This window comes from Agrobacterium sp. 22-209-1 (genome assembly GCF_053522485.1).
On the sequence record NZ_JBNWCH010000008.1, the window covers coordinates 112,796 to 129,366 of the forward strand.

Below are 16,571 nucleotides of genomic sequence, written 5' to 3' on the forward strand. Positions count from 1 at the left end.
AATGCGCAGTATCAAGACAGTTCATGTGATTTCCGCCCATGCGGAAGGCGAGGTGGGAGATGTGATCGTTGGCGGGGTGAAGCCGCCGCCGGGTGAGACGATCTGGGAGCAGAGCCGCTTCATCGCCCGTGATGAAACCCTGCGCAACTTCGTGCTCAATGAGCCGCGCGGCGGCGTGTTCCGCCACGTCAACCTGCTGGTGCCGCCCAAACATCCTGACGCGGATGCCGCCTTCATCATCATGGAGCCGGAAGATACGCCGCCCATGTCCGGCTCCAACTCCATCTGCGTTTCCACCGTGCTTCTGGATGCCGGCATCGTGCCGATGCATGAGCCGGAAACCCATATGCTCCTGGAGGCTCCCGGCGGATTGGTAAAGGTGCGCGCCGAATGCCGCAACGGCAAGGCCGAGCGCATTTTCGTGCAGAACCTGCCGAGCTTTGCCGCACAACTCAATGTGGATCTCGAAGTCGAAGGTCTGGGTAAGCTCAAGGTGGATACCGCTTATGGCGGCGACAGCTTCGTCATCGTCGATGCGGAAGCGATGGGCTTCAGCCTGAAGCCGGAAGAGGCGCATGAGATCGCCCGCCTTGGCGTGCGCATCACCAATGCCGCCAACAAGGCTTTGGGCTTCGACCATCCCGAGAACCCGGACTGGCGGCATTTTTCCTTCTGCCTGTTCGCCGGTAAGGTGGAGCGCACGGCTGAAGGCTTGCGGGCAGGTGCGGCCGTCGCCATCCAGCCGGGCAAGGTGGATCGCTCGCCGACAGGCACAGCGCTTTCAGCCCGCATGGCCGTGCTGCATGCACGAGGCGAAATGAAGGAGGGCGAAACGCTGACGGCGGTTTCGCTGATTGGCTCTACCTTTACTGGCCGCATTCTCGGGACCACCAAGGTTGGCGACCGTCTGGCCATCCTGCCGGAAATTTCCGGCCGCGGCTGGATCACCGGCATTCACCAGCACATGCTCGATCCGTCCGACCCTTGGCCGGAGGGGTATCGGCTGACGGATACCTGGGGCGCGCGGTAGGGGCTTTACGGGTCACTCAGGGGAAATGTTGAGACCACGGCGGTGCCGCGTCTTTCTTCTCCCTGCCGGGGAGAAGGTGGCCCGAAGGGTCGGATGAGGGGGCACCGTTGCCGGATTTCGGAGAGCTTGCCCCCTCATCCCGCTGCCGCGGACTTCTCCCCCTCGGGGAGAAGAAACAAGCGGCTCCCGCTCCCTCCAATAGGGTTAGACGTTCAACCGCCTCGTCGTTTCCCGCACGATCAGCTCGAAACCGACATCCACCCGCGCCCCTTCGGGAACAGCGGCATCCTTTTCCGCTTCCAGTATCGAAAGCAGCAATTCGCCCGCCTTGCGGCCGATCATCTGGGCATCGACCCGGATAGTCGAAATCGCCGGATAACATTGCCGGCCGATATCGAAATCGCCGAAGCCGAGGATGGAAATGCGGTCTGGGACACTGATTCCCCTTCGATGACATTCCATCAGTGCGCCAACGGCGGAAATATCCGACACGGCGAAGATGGCCTCGACATCAGGCGCCTTGGCCAGCAGCGAGCCGAGGGTCTTTGCCCCGTGGTCATAGGAGACCGGGGCGCTGCCTTCGCGGATGATGAGATCGTCGGCAATGCCCGCTTCACGCAGGGCCGCACCGAAACCGAGCAGGCGGCTTTCGCCGCGCCAGTCCTTCACATCGCCATCGGCCCTGGAGCCGAGCGCGCCGATTCTTTTGAAACCGAGCGATATCAGATGTTTGGCGGCGGTTCTTCCCACTTCGTAATTGGAAAAGCCGACCGCATGGTCGATGGGATGTTCGGGAACATCCCAGATTTCCACGATCGGGATACCGGCGCGCATCAACACTTCGCTTGCCATCTTGGTATGCACCGTGCCGGCAACGACAATGGCGTCGGGACGGCGCTCCATCATGGTGCGTATGACGCGTTCTTCTTCCTGTAGATCGTACATGGTGTAGCCGATCAACAATTGGTAATCGGCGGCGCGCAGCGCATTGGCGAGCCCCTGCGCGCTGTCGGCGAAGTTGGAGTTGGTGAGCGTCGGCAGGATGGCGGTGATGAAATTGGTGCGCCGGGATGAGAGTGATCCGGCAATTCGATCCGGCACATAGCCAAGCTTCTCGATCGCCTTCATCACCTTCTGGCGCGTGTCTTCAGACACCAGCGCCGGGTCGGCCAGCACCCGCGAAACGGTCATCTTGGAGACGCCCGCGAGTTTCGAGACGTCGCTCATGGTTGCTTTTTTCGACGTGACTAACGCTGCGGCCAAGGGCGTGCGCTCCACCAAAGCATGTCTCCCTAAATTCGAACCGGTTCAGGACAAGACATACACGAAGATATCAAGGGAAAGCACGCCGCATGATTGCATATCGCTGCGGCGTGCACCGGATTTATGCGATGCGGCTATAAACCAGATGGTAAAAACGTCCGTCGCACATGCTCATCATCTCATCCGTCAGCACCCGGCCTTCCAGCCGGACCGGTGAAACCAGTGCTTCCTCCACAGCTTCCATCGAAGGATAGTCGATTTCCTGCACCATGATGATCGATGCCGCGTCCGGATCCGTGCGCTCGGTACGCATCACCCGCACGGCTTGCGCATTCGGCATGCGTTTCCAGACCGGAAGCAGTTTTTCCTCGACGATGCGGAAAAATTCCTCCTCCCGACCGGGGTGGATCCTGCCTTCGAAAATTGCCGAGCGTGTGTACATGTGTCCTCCCGAATGATTGCCGATCGAAACAGTTCTGTAGATCGGACTTGCAATGATACCGATAACATGCATTATTGATCCTGCCAAGAACGTGAGATGGTGTCGACCAGAGGAAAATCGACAACCGGCGGAAATTATTGAATTTCAAAGTAAATTCATCAGGTTTTTTGCTTTCGCGATTTCTTGGGAGGAGTTTTTTGTCTGTCGCGGTAGAATGTTATCGAGAACATTTTTCGCGTGGCGCAAGATCGCTGTTCCGCTTTGGGCAGCCACTTAAAAGGTTGGAGGAGAGACCATGAGCATATCCAGATTTCTGAAGAACATGACCGTTGCCGTTGGTGTTGCCGCAGCTTCACTTGCTGCCACCACGTCTGCCCATGCTGTCTCGCTCAGCGAGATCACGGCGCGCGGCAAGGTCAAGATCGGTGTTCTGACCGGCGCGCCGCCGATGGGCATGGTGGATGAGAAGGGCAATCCTTCCGGTTACGACGTCGATGTCGCCAATCTCATCGGCTCTTACCTGTCGCTGCCGGTGGAACTGGTGCCGCTGACACCGCCCGCGCGTATTCCGGCCCTTCAGACCGGCAAGGTCGATTTCCTTGTTGCGACGCTCGCTCCGACCGGTGAGCGCGCCAAGACCGTGATGTTCACGCAGCCCTACAGCGCGTTCAACATGGACATCATCTCGGGCAAGGATCAGAAGTTCGAAAACCTCGAAAGCCTCAAGGGCAAGCGAGTTTCGGTCAATCGCGGCTCCTCGCAGGAAACCGCGCTGCGCAAGGCCAATGTCGAAGGTCTCGAAATCGTCGTTTACGAAGACGATTCCACCAGCGCACAGGCATTGCTTGCCGGTCAGGTGGATGCTGTCGCCCTGCCGTCCACGGTTGGCGAAGCGATCATCAAGCAGCGCCCGGAAGCCGGTCTGCAGGTTGGTTTCACCTTCTTCCAGCAGGGCAATTCGATGGCGACCAAGCTTGAGGATTTCGAGCTGCGCCAGTGGCTGAACACGTCAATCTACCTCATGAAGATGTCGGGTGATCTCGACCGCATCTCGGTCAAGTGGACCGGCCGTCCGCTGCCGCAACTGCCAAGCTTCTGATTGAGCCTTTCAACGCGCCCGCCGGGAAACTTCCGGCGGGCCCGGGAAATGTCAACGGAGTGACGCATGTCCTATACATTCCAATTCGGCGCGCTCGCCCAATATCAGAATGAAATTCTGAACGGCATATGGCTGACGATCAAGCTGTCGGTCCTCTCCATTGTGCTCGGCTGCGCTTTCGGCATTCTATTGGCCTCGCTGCGGTCCATCAATGGCGGCATCGTCCGCATCATCGTGGACGGTTATGTGGAAGTCATCCGCAATACGCCGTTTCTCGTGCAGCTTTTCATCGTCTATTTCGGCCTGCCGGGCCTCGGTTTCAGGGTAGGGGCAGATACGGCGGCGCTGATCGGCATGACGATCAACCTTGCGGCCTATTCGACGGAGATCATCCGCGCCGGCATCGAAGCTGTTCACAAGTCGCAGATTGAGGCGGGCGAGGCGCTCGGCTTCACTAAATATCAGATCTATCGCCACGTCATCATCGTGCCGGCTATTGCGAAGGTCTATCCCTCGCTGTGCAGCCAGTTCGTGCTGATGATGCTGGCGTCGAGCATATGTTCGGCTATTTCCACCCATGAACTTGCGGCCGCCGCAGCCTTCGTGGAATCGCAGACCTATCGCTCCTTCGAGGTCTATATCGTCGTCACGCTCATCTATCTGGCACTGGCGCTTTCCCTGCGGCTTATTCTTGCCCTCGTCGGCATGTGGCTGTTCGGTCGCCGCGTGGCGCGCAAGACGATGACCGCTTTGCCGGAGGTGCAGTCATGACTCTTCGAACTTTCGGCTGGAACGAATTCGGCTTCCTCTTGACCGCCCTGCAATGGACCGTGCTTCTGACGATCATTGCGCTGATCGGCGGCGGCATCGTCGGCTTCTTCGTGGCGCTCGCCCGTACCTCGAATTTCAAGGCGCTGCGCATTGCCGCCGGCACCTATATTCAGGTGATCCAGGGTATTCCGGTGCTGATGATCCTGTTTCTGTCCTATTACGGCCTCAGCCTTGCCGGACTGGAATTGCCGCCGCTCTTCGCCGCCGGCGCCTCGATGACGATCTATACGTCGGGTTATCTCGCGGAAATCTGGCGCGGCTGCATCCAGGCGGTGCCGAAGCAGCAGTGGGAAGCATCGGAATCGCTCGCTCTCACCCGCGCCCAGCAATATCGTTACGTCATCCTGCCGCAGGCGATCCGCATTTCGCTGCCGCCGACCGTCGGTTTTGCCGTTCAGGTCGTCAAGAATACGTCCATCGCATCGATCATCGGTTTCGTCGAACTGGCAAGAGCGGGGCAGCTCATCAACAATGCCACGTTCCAGCCGTTCCGCGTCTTCGTTGCCGTGGCCGTGCTTTATTTCATCGTCTGCTACCCGTTGTCCCAGCTGTCGCGTTGGCTGGAAAGGAGGCTTCATGCCGGAAGTAATCGTTGAAAACGTTCACAAGAGCTTTGGCGCTCTGGAAGTCTTGAAAGGCGTGTCGCTTTCGGTCGGCCGTGGTGAAGTCTTCGCCCTCATCGGCCGCTCGGGTTCGGGCAAGAGCACGCTGCTGCGCTGCATGAACGGGTTGGAGAAGATCAATTCGGGCCGCATCGAAATCGCCGGTCATGCGATTGGCGAAGATGCCAAGGCGCTGCGCAAGCTGCGCACCGATGTCGGCATCGTCTTCCAGAGCTACAATCTTTTCCCGCACCTGACGGTCGGCGAAAACATCATGCTCGCGCCGCGCATCGTCAAGGATGTGGCAAAATCGGAAACGAGAGATATTGCCCGCGAGGTTCTGCAGCTCGTCGGCCTGTCGGAGAAATTCGATTCCTATCCCGACCAGCTTTCCGGCGGCCAGCAGCAGCGCGTGGCGATTGCCCGCTCGCTCGCCATGCGGCCCAAGGTAATGCTGTTCGATGAGGTGACCTCGGCGCTCGACCCTGAATTGACCGAGGAAGTGCTGACCGTCATGGAAAACCTCGCCAAAGACGGCATGACCATGATCCTTGTCACCCATGAAATGGCTTTCGCGCGCCGCGTGGCGACTGAAACCATCTTCATGCACAAGGGTAAAATCTGGGAGCAGGGCCGTTCTTCCGAGCTCTTCGCCAATCCGCAAACGCCGGAACTCCGGCAATTCGTCAAGGCCGATGTGAAGTAGTTCGCCGGCGCAAAGGAAACTCCATGACCACTGAAATCGTGCAACTGTGCCCGCTCATCCCGGCACTGGAAGACGAACTTGCGCAGCGCTTCACCGTGCATCGCCTGTTCGAAGCTTCGGACAAGGCGGCGTTGCTTGCTGAAAAGGGCGCGGCGATCCGCGGCGTCGTCACCGGCGGCCATATCGGCCTGCCGGCGGATATCGGCGCGGCGCTTCCCAATCTTGAAATCGTCGCCATCAATGGCGTCGGTTTCGACAAGGTCGATCTGACCGACGCGAAACGGCGCGGCTTCCGCGTCGCCAATACACCTGACGTGCTGACAGCCGATGTCGCCGACCTCGCCCTCGGTCTCGTTCTGGCGCAGGCGCGTAAGCTGCCGCAGGCGGACCAGCATGTGCGCACCGGCCAATGGCTGAAGGGTGATATGGGGCTTTCCACCCGTGTGGCCGGCCGCCGTTACGGCATTTTTGGTCTCGGCCGCATCGGCCAGGCAATCGCAAAGCGCCTCGAGGGTTTCGATGCGCGCATTTCCTACACCGCGAGAAGCCGCCGCGATGTCGCTTATGATTATTACGACAGCATCGAAGCGCTGGCTGCCAATTGTGATGTGCTGATCATTGCCGCCGCCGCCACGGCCGAGACCCGCCATGTCGTCAATGCGGATGTGCTGAAGGCCCTCGGTCCCCAGGGCGTGCTCGTCAATGTGGCGCGCGGGTCGCTCGTGGATGAGACGGCGCTTGTCGAGGCGCTTTCGAACGGCGCGATCGGCGGCGCGGCGCTCGATGTCTTCGAGGACGAACCGCGCGTGCCGGAAGCGCTTTTCGCTTTCGATAACGTCACGCTCGCCCCGCATGTCGGCAGCGGCACGCACCAGACGAGACGCGCCATGGCCGATCTGGTTCTCGCCAATCTCGATGCGCATTTCGCCGGCAAAGAATTGCCAACGCCGGTGGTGTGACGGGCAACGAATTGTCACCTGTATAAAGTGACGGCGCAGCTTCTGTTGCGCTGTTTGGTTTCAGGCGGGCAGGGCTTCGGGGAAGCTGCTGCAAAAGACGGAATTCCCGGCGATCTTTGCCCTGTCATTCATACTTATATAATATGTATAATCCTACTATTCTGCCTGATTATGAAGTAATGAGGCGGAGAGGTGCGTTCCAAAGGTCCGAAGACACCCGAAGAGAACCGGATGTCGCGAAAAAAGCGCGATGTCACGCCATCCGCCATTCCTGACATGGGCGAAAATGCCAATCCTTCCGACCGGCACGCGCTTCTGGAAGCGATGATCGACCACGTACCGGATTTTATCTATGCCAAGGATCTGGAAGGGCGCTTTCTTTTCGCCAATCGCGCCATAGTCACCGAAAACGGCTTTGATACGGTCGAGCAACTGATAGGGCTCACTGACTACGATATTCATGGTGAAGCGGCGCAGCGCGCCGGCATTCCCGAGACCGAAGCGCGGGTAATGCGCACCGGCGAACCGGATCTCGGTTATGAAGAACGTGCCATGCGCGGCGATATCGACCGCTGGCTCATGATGTCGCGTGTGCCGCTGAAGGACAAGGCTGGCAACATCATCGGCGTGGTCGGCGCTTCGCGCGATATTACCCAGAAAAAGGCCTCCGAGCGATTGCTTCAGGCGCAGGCGCGTATTCTGCAAATGATTGTGGCGGCGGCGCGGATCGAGGATTTTCTCGAGGAATTCGTCAAGGCCATCGAAAATCTCGCCACCGGCCTTGCCTGCGCGGTGCGGGTATTCGAGGCGGCGGAAGGGGAGCTTTCCGTCTACGCCTCGCCGGCGCTCGCGCAGCAGGAGGGGCTGGCTGCACTTTTCGCCAGTGTCAGTGATCCTGAGCGCCTCACCCATCCGGCAGAACACGTCGCCTTCAGTTTCGATATTCCGGCCAGCGAAGGCAAGGCGCATGGTTTCGTCTGGTGCATGCTGGCCGGCCGCGAGCCGGACGCGGCGCTGGTGGAGTTTATCGGCGCTGCGGCGCGCATGGCGGGCCTGGCAATCGACCGCAAAAGGGCGGCGGAACATATCGCCTTTTTGGCGGATCACGACATGCTGACCCGGCTGCCGAACCGCCGTTTCCTCGATACGAGACTGCCGGAAATACTGGCGGCGGCGGCAAAGGCGAACCGAAGGGTCGGTATCGGGTTTCTCGATCTCGATAATTTTAAGCACATCAACGATACGCTTGGCCACAGCATCGGCGATGCCCTGCTGTCGAAAACCGCCGAGCGCATTGCGAAAAGCCTGCGGAAAAACGATCTCGTTCTCAGGGTCGGCGGCGACGAGTTCGTCATTATTCTCGAAGAGCGCAAGAACGATGTCGAAAACCGCCTGCAGCGCATCCGGGCCGCAGTCTCGCAGCCCTTGCGCATCGGCAATTACGATATCAAGGTCACCTGCAGCATCGGCATGGCCTTTTTTCCGGAACACGGGGAAACCACGGCGGAAATCGTCGCGGCGGCCGATCTCGCCATGTATGAAGCCAAACATGCCGGGCGTGACAGCATCGCCACCTTCACCCCGAATATGGCGGATGATCTGAGGAAGAAATTCACCCGGATCGAGGAGTTGCGCAAGGCCGTGCAAAGGGACGAATTCGTCCTGCATTTCCAGCCGCAGGTCGATCTTGCGAGCGGCCGGATCAGCGGCGTGGAGGCGCTTGTGCGTTGGCAGCACCCGACGGAAGGTCTGCTCGGCCCCGCGGAATTCATCGGGCTTGCCGAAGAAACCGGACTGATCGTGGAACTCGGGGCAAACATCCTCAGAAAGGCCTGTCACCAGGCGCAGGCTTGGGTTGCCGCCGGCCTCTCGCCGGTCAAGATCGCGGTCAATATCTCGCCACGGCAGTTTCAGGGCGGGCTGGTGCAGCAGATAAGGTCGGTGCTGAAGGAAACCGGGCTAGCGCCCTCCCTTCTGGAAATCGAGATAACCGAGACGCTGATCATTCAGGATGTTGAGGCATCGGTGCGGATCATGCGCGCCATAAAACAGATGGGTGTCAGCCTGGCGCTGGACGATTTCGGCATTGGTTATTCTTGCCTTGGTATGCTCAAGACATTTCCGCTGTCCTGCATGAAGATAGACCGCTCGTTCCTGACCCATCTGCCGGAAAAAACCAAGGATAGCGCCATTGTCACGATCATGATCCAGCTTGCGGGATCGCTGGACATCGATGTCATTGCCGAAGGCGTGGAAACCGCCGAGCAGGCCGCGTTCCTGCGCATGGCGGGCTGTCCTTACGGCCAGGGCTATTATTTCAGCCGACCTCTGCCCGCAGGCGCGATCGCGGCAATGTTGCGGAACACGACGACATTCCCCGCCGGCCTTTCCAGCGACAGGCCATAAGCTCCCCCATTTGACGGTTTTGCCGCAGAGACGGGCAAGCCGCCCGTCCACCCCAATGTGCCGTTTATTGCCGCGCACATCTCCCCTTCACTCTGGGCTTCGCAAGGCAAGTCTTGGCCACCTTATCGCGCAGACGAGTGCGCTCTCGGCCTTTGCAGGATTGGGGGAGGGCGTCTCTACGTTTCTAGATATAATAATATAGTCACTTTGTAAGATTCAATCTTAGTAAGTTATAGAATTATTTTGAAATAAATGACAAAATTACTATATTTTAAACTGATTATTTGTTGTAATTTTACTACTTAATCCGAATGTGTACTTATATTGTATTTGGGTTTGTTCGATTTTAATTGCGACTCCATGGCGGTTTCTGTCATTTGCTCAATCAGCGCAAGGAAGCGGGCGGCAGGGAAAAGACCAGCCCTCAAATTTGCGCATTCGTTGAAAAATTTTGACTGGAGATTAAAAATGAACATCAAGAGCCTTCTGATCGGCTCCGCTGCCGCTCTCGCAGCAGTATCCGGCGCACAGGCCGCTGACGCTATCGTCGCTGCCGAACCCGAGCCCATGGAATATGTCCGCGTCTGCGACGCCTTCGGTAAGGGCTTCTTCTATATGCCCGGCACCGAAACCTGCCTCAAGTTCGACGGTTACGTCCGTTTCCAGACGGACTTCGGTCGCCGCAAGGCTGGCGACTCGGATTGGGACAGCTTCACGCGCGCTCAGTTTAATATCGATACTCGCAACGACACCGAACTCGGCGCTCTACGCGGTTACATCGGTTTCCGTGGTGATGCCGATCAGGACAGCAGCCGCGGCGTTGTCGTCGATCAGGCTTTCATCGAACTCAGCGGCCTGAAGGTCGGTTTCTACTATAACTGGTGGGATGATGGTCTCGCTGGCGAGTATGACCAGCTTAGCTCGAACAAGACCCGCCTGAACGCCGTCCGTTATACCTACGACGCCGGCTCGTTCTATGCTGGTGTTGCAGTTGAAGAACTCGAAGGCGTTATCGCTGGCAACGATGCTGATATTGCGGCTACAGTAACGTCTGGAAGGGTCAGCGGTGGTTACACCGCCATCAATAAGAAGAACAATCTCGGTGTAGCCCAAGGCAACTGGACCACCGCCAACGGAAAAAGCGCCACCGACAACAACGTCGGTATAAGCGCTATCATCGGCGGAAAGTTCGGCGCTGTTAAGGCAAACATTCTCGGCGGTTACGACACAAATGCTGAAAATGGCGCAATCCGCGCAATCTTGACGGCTGACCTCGGTCCGGGCACGTTTGGTCTGGCTGGCGCGTGGGCTTCCGGTGCAAACGCCTACTACGAAGAGTCCGAGTGGACTGTTGCCGCGGAATATTCCATCAAGGCGACCGACAAGCTGACCATCACTCCCGGCTTCCAGTATTTCGGTACATTGGATATCGGTACGGACGGCAAGTTCACGGGCAACCGCGATGCATGGCGCGCTGGTGTTGCTGCCGGTTACAAGATCGCTTCTGGTTTCTCTACCAAAGTTGCGGTCACCTATCAGGACGTGGATGGCAAGAAGGACGTAAACGGCGGCGGCGACAGCTGGACCGGTTTCGTTCGTCTCGAGCGTTCGTTCTAATTGTCTGCATAAAAAGCATAAACCGGGTTAGACAACTCAGATCCACCCCGTTTTTGAACGGGTGAGTCACTAGCTCCAGTCAAAGTTCCTGACATGATGTCAGGTTTGCTCCCCGGACCGCTCCAGGCCGGGGAGTTTTTGTCGTGAAGCTGTCGGGGTTATGAATGAGGATTTGCCGTGGCCTGTTGATTTATCGATCCTGATCGAGCCCATGCGCGCTTGCGCGGTCGCTCGCATCTTCCGGCGGACGGAGAGGGCACACCGGTTCGTCAAATGTGCGCAGCAGGCGGCCCCAGCCAGGATCATGCATATGTGCTTTCAGGCCGGCCCGCTCCGCCAGCGCCATCGCTTCCTGTTGGCCAAAGTCAATGGCGGCGTCGACATCTGCTGTCAGCACCCGCCCGTTTTCCATCAGCATTTTACCGTCCACAAAGACGGTATCGACATCGCTGCCAAGGACCTGATGCACCAGACGGTGCACCGGCATCCACATGGGCATCAGATGGGGCTTGCGCATATCGATGATGACGACGTCGGCCTTCTTGCCGATTTCGAGCGAACCGATCTCGTCTTCCATACCAATGGCGTGAGCAGCGTCGATTGTGATCATCTCGAAAATCTTGCCGGACGGCAACAGGTAGCGATCGTGATTGTGCAGGAGATGCTGGGTGAACTGCGCCAGGCGCGCCGTCTGCAACATGTCGAAATGGCGGCTTGGCGCCGCACCATCAGTGGTGATGGCGACGCGAATCCCTTTCGACATCATTTCCATGATCGGGGTCGCGCGGCCCGGTGGTGCGTGGGTCACTCGAGTGCCGGTCTCGGCCAATATGTCGATCTCGTCATGGGAGATGCCCCAGCAGTGCTGAAGGTGAATGTCAGGGCCGAGCAGGGCATTTTCCTTGTCTTGAAACGCCATGCGGATTTGCCCGGCAAAGGCATCGGAATGAAGCCTGATGCCTCTCTTGCGTGCCATCTCGCGTATCCGGCGGGCCTGCATCCTGTCGCCATCGGTCAGTTTCACAGCCTGATCAGGTGTGGATGCGTTGGAGGGTTCGACGGAAGGTACGATGGTGAAAGGTGTCAGGAAAACGTTGATGCGGCCATCGGCGCTTCCATGCAATGCCTCGATCACCGCTTCACTGCCCTCCATCATCTCGTCGAAGCTCACGTTGCGGCGTTCGGGCAGGCCGCTCTCCCATCGCGTGACAGGATGGGGCCAGGGCAGGCCCGAGGGCCCGACGCAGATGATTTCCCGAAGGCCGAGTTCGCTATAGGCGCGGGCATGGTTGATGGCGAAGACGGGGTCATCCGCGCGTGGCATCGAGGTGATGATGCTGGCCCCGGTCGTCACGCCGGCGCGCAGCCGTTCGATGCCGGAAATCAGCCCGTCGGCATACCAGTAGTCGCGGGTCACGTAGTGGTAGTATGTCGGGGTTATGATTTTCATCCACATCGCATTGGTATCCGCCGCAACGCTGCGAAGAAGCGCGTGGCCTGCATGGCCATGGGCATCGATCAGGCCGGGAATGATCAGTTTTCCCCTGCAGTCGATAACCTCCTTGTCTCCATGGCGAGGTTCCAGTTCATCCGCAGTGCCGATGTCGACAATCCTGTCGCACTCGATGGCCAATGCGCCGTCTTCGATAATGCGCCGCTCCGTGTCGACCGTGACGATCGTGCCGTGTATCAGCAGAAAGCCTGTCATATTCCGTCCTCCCTCTCTTTAACTCGTATCCAAAAACTTACAATTTTGAGTACGATAATTGTCAACAATATTATTGACAATAAGCCCGGGCGAAACAATACTCCCTTTGCCCGAGCGGACCGCCCAGCGGTCTTCCAACGATTTATAAAAAGGGGGGATCAAATGTCCCGTATCAGAAGTTTCGTCCTGGCGGCTATGGCTGCCGCCGCCATTGCCGTTCCCGCCAATGCCGAGACCCTTCGCTGGGCCGGTCGCGCCGATCTTTATTCGCTAGACCCATATTCGGTCCCGTCTACGTCCAACCTTGCTTTTCTGAATCATATTTATGAGGGTCTCGTTCGTTACGGGCCGGACTTCCAGATCGAGCCGGCGCTTGCCACCGAATGGAAGCTGATTGATGGAAAGACCTGGCGCTTTACCCTGCGCAAGGGTGTGAAATTCCATGACGGCGCAGACTTCACCGCTGATGATGTCGTCGCATCCTTTACCCGCGCTTCGGACGCGACCTCGCCGCTGCGGGGTAATATCCCGATTTATGCTGGCGTCAAAAAGGTTGACGATTTTACGGTTGACCTCGATGTCAATGCGCCCACCTCGCTCTTCCTGAACGATATCACCAACATCTTCATCTTCAATGCCAAGTGGTTGAAGGATAACAATAGCGAGAAGCCCACCGACTTCGCGTCGAAGGTCGATGGCTACACCACCATGCACACCAACGGTACCGGCCCGTTCAAGCTCGAAAGCCGCGTTCCCGATAGCAAGACTGTTCTCGTTGCGAATGAAGGCTGGTGGGACCAGAAAAAGCACAATCTCGACCGCATCGAATTTGTGCCGATCGCATCGGCGGCAACCCGCGTCGCGGCACTGCTGTCAGGTGAAATCGACCTGATCGATTCCGCCCCGATCCAGGATTTGCCGCGCCTCGAATCCTCGCCCGATATCACGGTCAAGAAGCGCACTGAGCTTCGCACGCTTTTCATCGGCTTCAACCGCCGCGAAAAACTGGAAAACGGCAAGCCGAACCCCTTCAATGATTTGCGTGTCCGCCAGGCCTTCGAAGCCTCCATCGATCGTGACCTCATTAACAAGAAAGTCATGCGTGGTCTCGCAAGACCGTCTGGCTCGCTGATCGCACCGGAGATTGCGGGCTATGCCAAGTCGCTCGACACGTTCGAGCCGGCCGATCCGGCCAAGGCGCAGAAGCTGCTTGCCGATGCGGGCATGAAGAACCTTGCTTTCACCTATACCTGCATGAATGATGAGAGCGTCAACGAAGAGGATATCTGCTCGGGCGTTGCGAATATGTTGAAGCGCGGCGGTTTCCAGCCGACCATCGATATCGCGCCACGTTCGGTGCAGTCACCCAAGCGCAATGGCGGCAAGGCTGACGTCTTCAACCTCAGCTGGGCGAACGAGCCAACGCTTGATGCCTTCTCCATGCTGTCGCAGATCCTCTCCACCCGCAAGGGTGCGATGGGCGTCTCCAATTACGGCGGCTGGTCCAATCCCGAGATCGACAAGCTTGTTGCGCAGGCGGCGCAGGAGCAGGACAATACGAAGCGTCTGGCGCTCGAAGAAGCCGCGCTGAAGATCGCCAAGGACGAGACCATGCTCGTGCCGTTGCATCAGCAGCCGATTGCCTGGGCGATGCTGGCCAAGGTCAAAAGTGTCGACTTCCGCGCCGACAACAAGCCACGCCATTGGCTGACTCAGCTCGACAAATAAGACGGAGAGCAAGCGAGGCGCCGGTCACTGGACCAAGCGCCTTGCCTGTTTCAGCAGACATTCGAGTACGCGCCAGTTCATTCGACTGGGTGTGAAGCCGAACGAAACCGTGTCAAAAATTGTCGACAAAGTTGCACCGTGGTCGTGGTTCTTGCACGCCGCGTAACCTTTGCCCCATCTCAGGAAGAGAATAATCGAACCTGAATGCCCGCCTGGCTCAGGCTCGTGTCCGAGAGGTAACAATGCTGGTTTTCATTATCAAGCGTTTGGGAAATGCCGTGCTGGTCATGCTTTCCGTTGCGCTTATCGCCTTTATGATCTTTCGGCTGGCGGGAGATCCTGTCGAGCTGATGGTCGGCGAACAGACCTCGCAGGAGGATCGCGCCGCGCTACGTGAGAGGCTCGGCCTCAATGACAGCCTGCCGACCCAATATCTGCGATTTGTCAAAGATGCGGCGGAGGGCAATTTCGGTGTTTCCTACCGCAACGGCCAGCAGGTGCTGCCGCTGATCGCCGAAAGGTTTCCCGCAACGCTCGAACTGGTGCTGGTTGCCACCATCATATCGCTTGTCGTCGGCCTGCCTCTCGGCGTTCTGACGGCAATCCGGCGCGGGAAATGGTATACGGAGGGCCTGCAATTCCTGTCGATTGTCGGCGTCTCACTGCCAAGCTTCGTTGTCGGCATCCTTCTCATTCTGGTATTTTCGGTGTCGCTAGGCTGGGCGCCTGCATTTGGTCGCGGCGATGTCGTCCAGCTCGGGTGGTGGTCGACGGGGCTTTTGACGTCTTCCGGACGAGCGGCCCTCATTCTCCCTGCCATTGCACTTTCTCTCTACCAGATCACGCTCGTCATGCGTCTGGTGCGGGCGGAAATGCTTGAAGTCTTGCGCTCCGATTTCGTGAAATTCGCGCGAGCTCGCGGCATACCGCGTTGGCGGATCTATTTCCGCCATGCGCTGCGCAACTGTCTCATGCCTGTTGTGACGCTGACGACGATGAATGTCGGCTCACTCATCGCCTTCGCACTCATCACAGAAACCGTGTTTCAGTGGCCGGGCATGGGCATGCTGTTTATTCAGGCTGTCACCTTTCTCGATATTCCCGTCATGGCGGCCTATCTCTGCATCATCTCCTTCATCTTCGTTGTAATCAACACGTTCGTCGATATCGCCTATGCGGTCATCGATCCGCGTCTGCGCACCGCGCGCTAACCGAAGGGAGCCGGTTTCATGACAGACCTTTCGCAAACGGAAAAACCCGCCCGTCGGTCGCTTTTCAGCCGCATGCGTGACAGCGACCTCTACTGGTCCTTTAGCCGCAGCAAATCGGCGAAGATTAGCGCGCTCATCCTTGCGATTTTGATCCTTGCCGCCATCTTCGCGCCGTGGATTGCGCCCCAGAACCCATATGACGGCGCATCGCTCGACATGTGGAAGGCGGAGCTGCCGCCGATCTGGCAGGAAGGCGGCGAATGGCCGTTTTTGCTTGGAACGGATACGCAGGGACGCGACATGCTGTCCGCCATTCTCTATGGCACGCGCATCTCCATCGTCATCGGTGTTGCCTCCGTGGTGCTCTCGCTCATCATCGGCATGACGGCGGGTCTGGTGGCGGGTTATTTCGGCGGTTTTACCGATGGTTTGCTGATGCGCATCGGGGATATCACGCTCTCCATCCCGACCATTCTCGTCGCCATCCTCGTGTCGACCGTCGTGCGCCAGATGCTGCCGGACAGTCTTCGTGAAGTCGGCGCATCCGCCGTGCTCATTCTCGCCATCGCGCTTTCCGCCTGGGTGCAATATGCGCGAACGGTGCGCGCTCAAGCCATTGTGGAAACCGGCAAGGACTATGTTCAGGCCGCCAAGCTGATCGGCGTGCCCGCCCGTCGCATCATGGCGGCACATATCCTGCCCAATACGCTGACGCCGATCATGGTCGCCGCGACGCTTAATTTCGGCATGGCGATCCTCACGGAAGCGACCCTGTCCTTCCTTGGCATCGGCATGCCGCCGAGCCAGCCGTCGCTCGGCACATTGATCCGCATCGGCAACCAGTTCCTATTTTCCGGCTCCTGGTGGATTGTGCTGTTTCCGGTCTTCCAACTCTGCCTGCTCGTCGTCACCGTCAACCTTCTGGGTGACTGGCTGCGCGATGCGCTCAATCCGAAACTGAGGTGAGTT

Annotated in this window: 14 protein-coding genes; 11 read left to right on the forward strand and 3 right to left on the reverse strand. The window is 58.3% G+C overall.

The window, feature by feature from the left end; translation table 11 throughout:
- The first annotated feature begins 1 nt into the window (after position 1).
- Complete coding sequence (locus tag ACQZ48_RS17730) at positions 2-1,030, forward strand: trans-3-hydroxy-L-proline dehydratase (protein WP_448729107.1); 1,029 nt, start codon at positions 2-4, stop codon at positions 1,028-1,030.
- A gap of 204 nt (positions 1,031-1,234) precedes the next feature.
- Here ACQZ48_RS17730 and ACQZ48_RS17735 read toward each other — a convergent pair whose 3' ends face one another.
- Both ACQZ48_RS17735 and ACQZ48_RS17740 read right to left on the reverse strand, forming a co-directional pair.
- Positions 1,235-2,257: a LacI family DNA-binding transcriptional regulator gene (locus tag ACQZ48_RS17735; protein ID WP_269833888.1), complete on the reverse strand. Its 1,023-nt coding sequence runs from the start codon at positions 2,255-2,257 to the stop codon at positions 1,235-1,237.
- Between the two features lie 157 nt (positions 2,258-2,414).
- Complete coding sequence (locus ACQZ48_RS17740) at positions 2,415-2,735, reverse strand: hypothetical protein (protein ID WP_077983909.1); 321 nt, start codon at positions 2,733-2,735, stop codon at positions 2,415-2,417.
- Positions 2,736-3,030: 295 nt separating this feature from the next.
- Between ACQZ48_RS17740 and ACQZ48_RS17745 the strand changes: the two genes are divergently transcribed.
- The 7 genes from ACQZ48_RS17745 to ACQZ48_RS17775 all read left to right on the forward strand — a co-directional run bounded on the left by ACQZ48_RS17745 (position 3,031) and on the right by ACQZ48_RS17775 (position 10,955).
- Positions 3,031-3,834, forward strand: coding sequence for a transporter substrate-binding domain-containing protein (locus tag ACQZ48_RS17745; protein ID WP_077983908.1), 804 nt, complete (start codon positions 3,031-3,033; stop codon positions 3,832-3,834).
- Positions 3,835-3,900: 66 nt separating this feature from the next.
- Positions 3,901-4,605, forward strand: a complete 705-nt coding sequence (locus tag ACQZ48_RS17750; protein WP_080793548.1) for an amino acid ABC transporter permease — start codon at positions 3,901-3,903, stop codon at positions 4,603-4,605.
- Entirely contained in the window at positions 4,602-5,261 is a 660-nt protein-coding gene (locus tag ACQZ48_RS17755; protein WP_003521700.1) for an amino acid ABC transporter permease, read from the forward strand. Before ACQZ48_RS17750 ends, ACQZ48_RS17755 begins: the two co-directional genes overlap by 4 nt.
- Complete coding sequence (locus ACQZ48_RS17760; protein ID WP_089153256.1) at positions 5,242-5,973, forward strand: amino acid ABC transporter ATP-binding protein; 732 nt, start codon at positions 5,242-5,244, stop codon at positions 5,971-5,973. Before ACQZ48_RS17755 ends, ACQZ48_RS17760 begins: the two co-directional genes overlap by 20 nt.
- Positions 5,974-5,996: 23 nt before the next feature.
- Positions 5,997-6,932: a 2-hydroxyacid dehydrogenase gene (locus tag ACQZ48_RS17765; protein WP_217003909.1), complete on the forward strand. Its 936-nt coding sequence runs from the start codon at positions 5,997-5,999 to the stop codon at positions 6,930-6,932.
- Between the two features lie 231 nt (positions 6,933-7,163).
- Complete coding sequence (locus ACQZ48_RS17770; protein WP_448729108.1) at positions 7,164-9,338, forward strand: putative bifunctional diguanylate cyclase/phosphodiesterase; 2,175 nt, start codon at positions 7,164-7,166, stop codon at positions 9,336-9,338.
- Between the two features lie 468 nt (positions 9,339-9,806).
- Positions 9,807-10,955 (forward strand): porin, encoded by a 1,149-nt coding sequence (locus ACQZ48_RS17775; RefSeq protein WP_077983905.1) that lies wholly within the window; start codon positions 9,807-9,809, stop codon positions 10,953-10,955.
- Between the two features lie 190 nt (positions 10,956-11,145).
- On the opposite strand, the gene ACQZ48_RS17780 is transcribed toward ACQZ48_RS17775, so the two are convergent.
- Positions 11,146-12,663: an amidohydrolase family protein gene (locus ACQZ48_RS17780; RefSeq protein WP_448729109.1), complete on the reverse strand. Its 1,518-nt coding sequence runs from the start codon at positions 12,661-12,663 to the stop codon at positions 11,146-11,148.
- 162 nt (positions 12,664-12,825) lie between these two features.
- On the opposite strand from ACQZ48_RS17780, the gene ACQZ48_RS17785 reads away from it, so the two are divergent.
- From ACQZ48_RS17785 to ACQZ48_RS17795, 3 genes are all read left to right on the forward strand, one after another.
- Positions 12,826-14,391 (forward strand): ABC transporter substrate-binding protein, encoded by a 1,566-nt coding sequence (locus ACQZ48_RS17785; RefSeq protein ID WP_443388745.1) that lies wholly within the window; start codon positions 12,826-12,828, stop codon positions 14,389-14,391.
- A 242-nt stretch (positions 14,392-14,633) separates the two neighbouring features.
- On the forward strand, positions 14,634-15,602 hold the full coding sequence (locus ACQZ48_RS17790) for an ABC transporter permease (protein ID WP_448729110.1): 969 nt from the start codon (positions 14,634-14,636) through the stop codon (positions 15,600-15,602).
- Positions 15,603-15,620: 18 nt separating this feature from the next.
- The gene (locus ACQZ48_RS17795; protein WP_173991665.1) at positions 15,621-16,568 is read left to right on the forward strand and encodes an ABC transporter permease; all 948 of its coding nucleotides are present in this window, start codon (positions 15,621-15,623) and stop codon (positions 16,566-16,568) included.
- Positions 16,569-16,571 lie beyond the last annotated feature (3 nt).

Coding starts and splice junctions, on each gene's coding strand:
- ACQZ48_RS17730 (WP_448729107.1), top strand. CDS start 2: ATGCGCAGTATCAAGACAGTTCATGTGATTTCCGCCCATGCGGAAGGC.
- ACQZ48_RS17735 (WP_269833888.1), bottom strand. CDS start 2,257: ATGAGCGACGTCTCGAAACTCGCGGGCGTCTCCAAGATGACCGTTTCG.
- ACQZ48_RS17740 (WP_077983909.1), bottom strand. CDS start 2,735: ATGTACACACGCTCGGCAATTTTCGAAGGCAGGATCCACCCCGGTCGG.
- ACQZ48_RS17745 (WP_077983908.1), top strand. CDS start 3,031: ATGAGCATATCCAGATTTCTGAAGAACATGACCGTTGCCGTTGGTGTT.
- ACQZ48_RS17750 (WP_080793548.1), top strand. CDS start 3,901: ATGTCCTATACATTCCAATTCGGCGCGCTCGCCCAATATCAGAATGAA.
- ACQZ48_RS17755 (WP_003521700.1), top strand. CDS start 4,602: ATGACTCTTCGAACTTTCGGCTGGAACGAATTCGGCTTCCTCTTGACC.
- ACQZ48_RS17760 (WP_089153256.1), top strand. CDS start 5,242: ATGCCGGAAGTAATCGTTGAAAACGTTCACAAGAGCTTTGGCGCTCTG.
- ACQZ48_RS17765 (WP_217003909.1), top strand. CDS start 5,997: ATGACCACTGAAATCGTGCAACTGTGCCCGCTCATCCCGGCACTGGAA.
- ACQZ48_RS17770 (WP_448729108.1), top strand. CDS start 7,164: ATGTCGCGAAAAAAGCGCGATGTCACGCCATCCGCCATTCCTGACATG.
- ACQZ48_RS17775 (WP_077983905.1), top strand. CDS start 9,807: ATGAACATCAAGAGCCTTCTGATCGGCTCCGCTGCCGCTCTCGCAGCA.
- ACQZ48_RS17780 (WP_448729109.1), bottom strand. CDS start 12,663: ATGACAGGCTTTCTGCTGATACACGGCACGATCGTCACGGTCGACACG.
- ACQZ48_RS17785 (WP_443388745.1), top strand. CDS start 12,826: ATGTCCCGTATCAGAAGTTTCGTCCTGGCGGCTATGGCTGCCGCCGCC.
- ACQZ48_RS17790 (WP_448729110.1), top strand. CDS start 14,634: ATGCTGGTTTTCATTATCAAGCGTTTGGGAAATGCCGTGCTGGTCATG.
- ACQZ48_RS17795 (WP_173991665.1), top strand. CDS start 15,621: ATGACAGACCTTTCGCAAACGGAAAAACCCGCCCGTCGGTCGCTTTTC.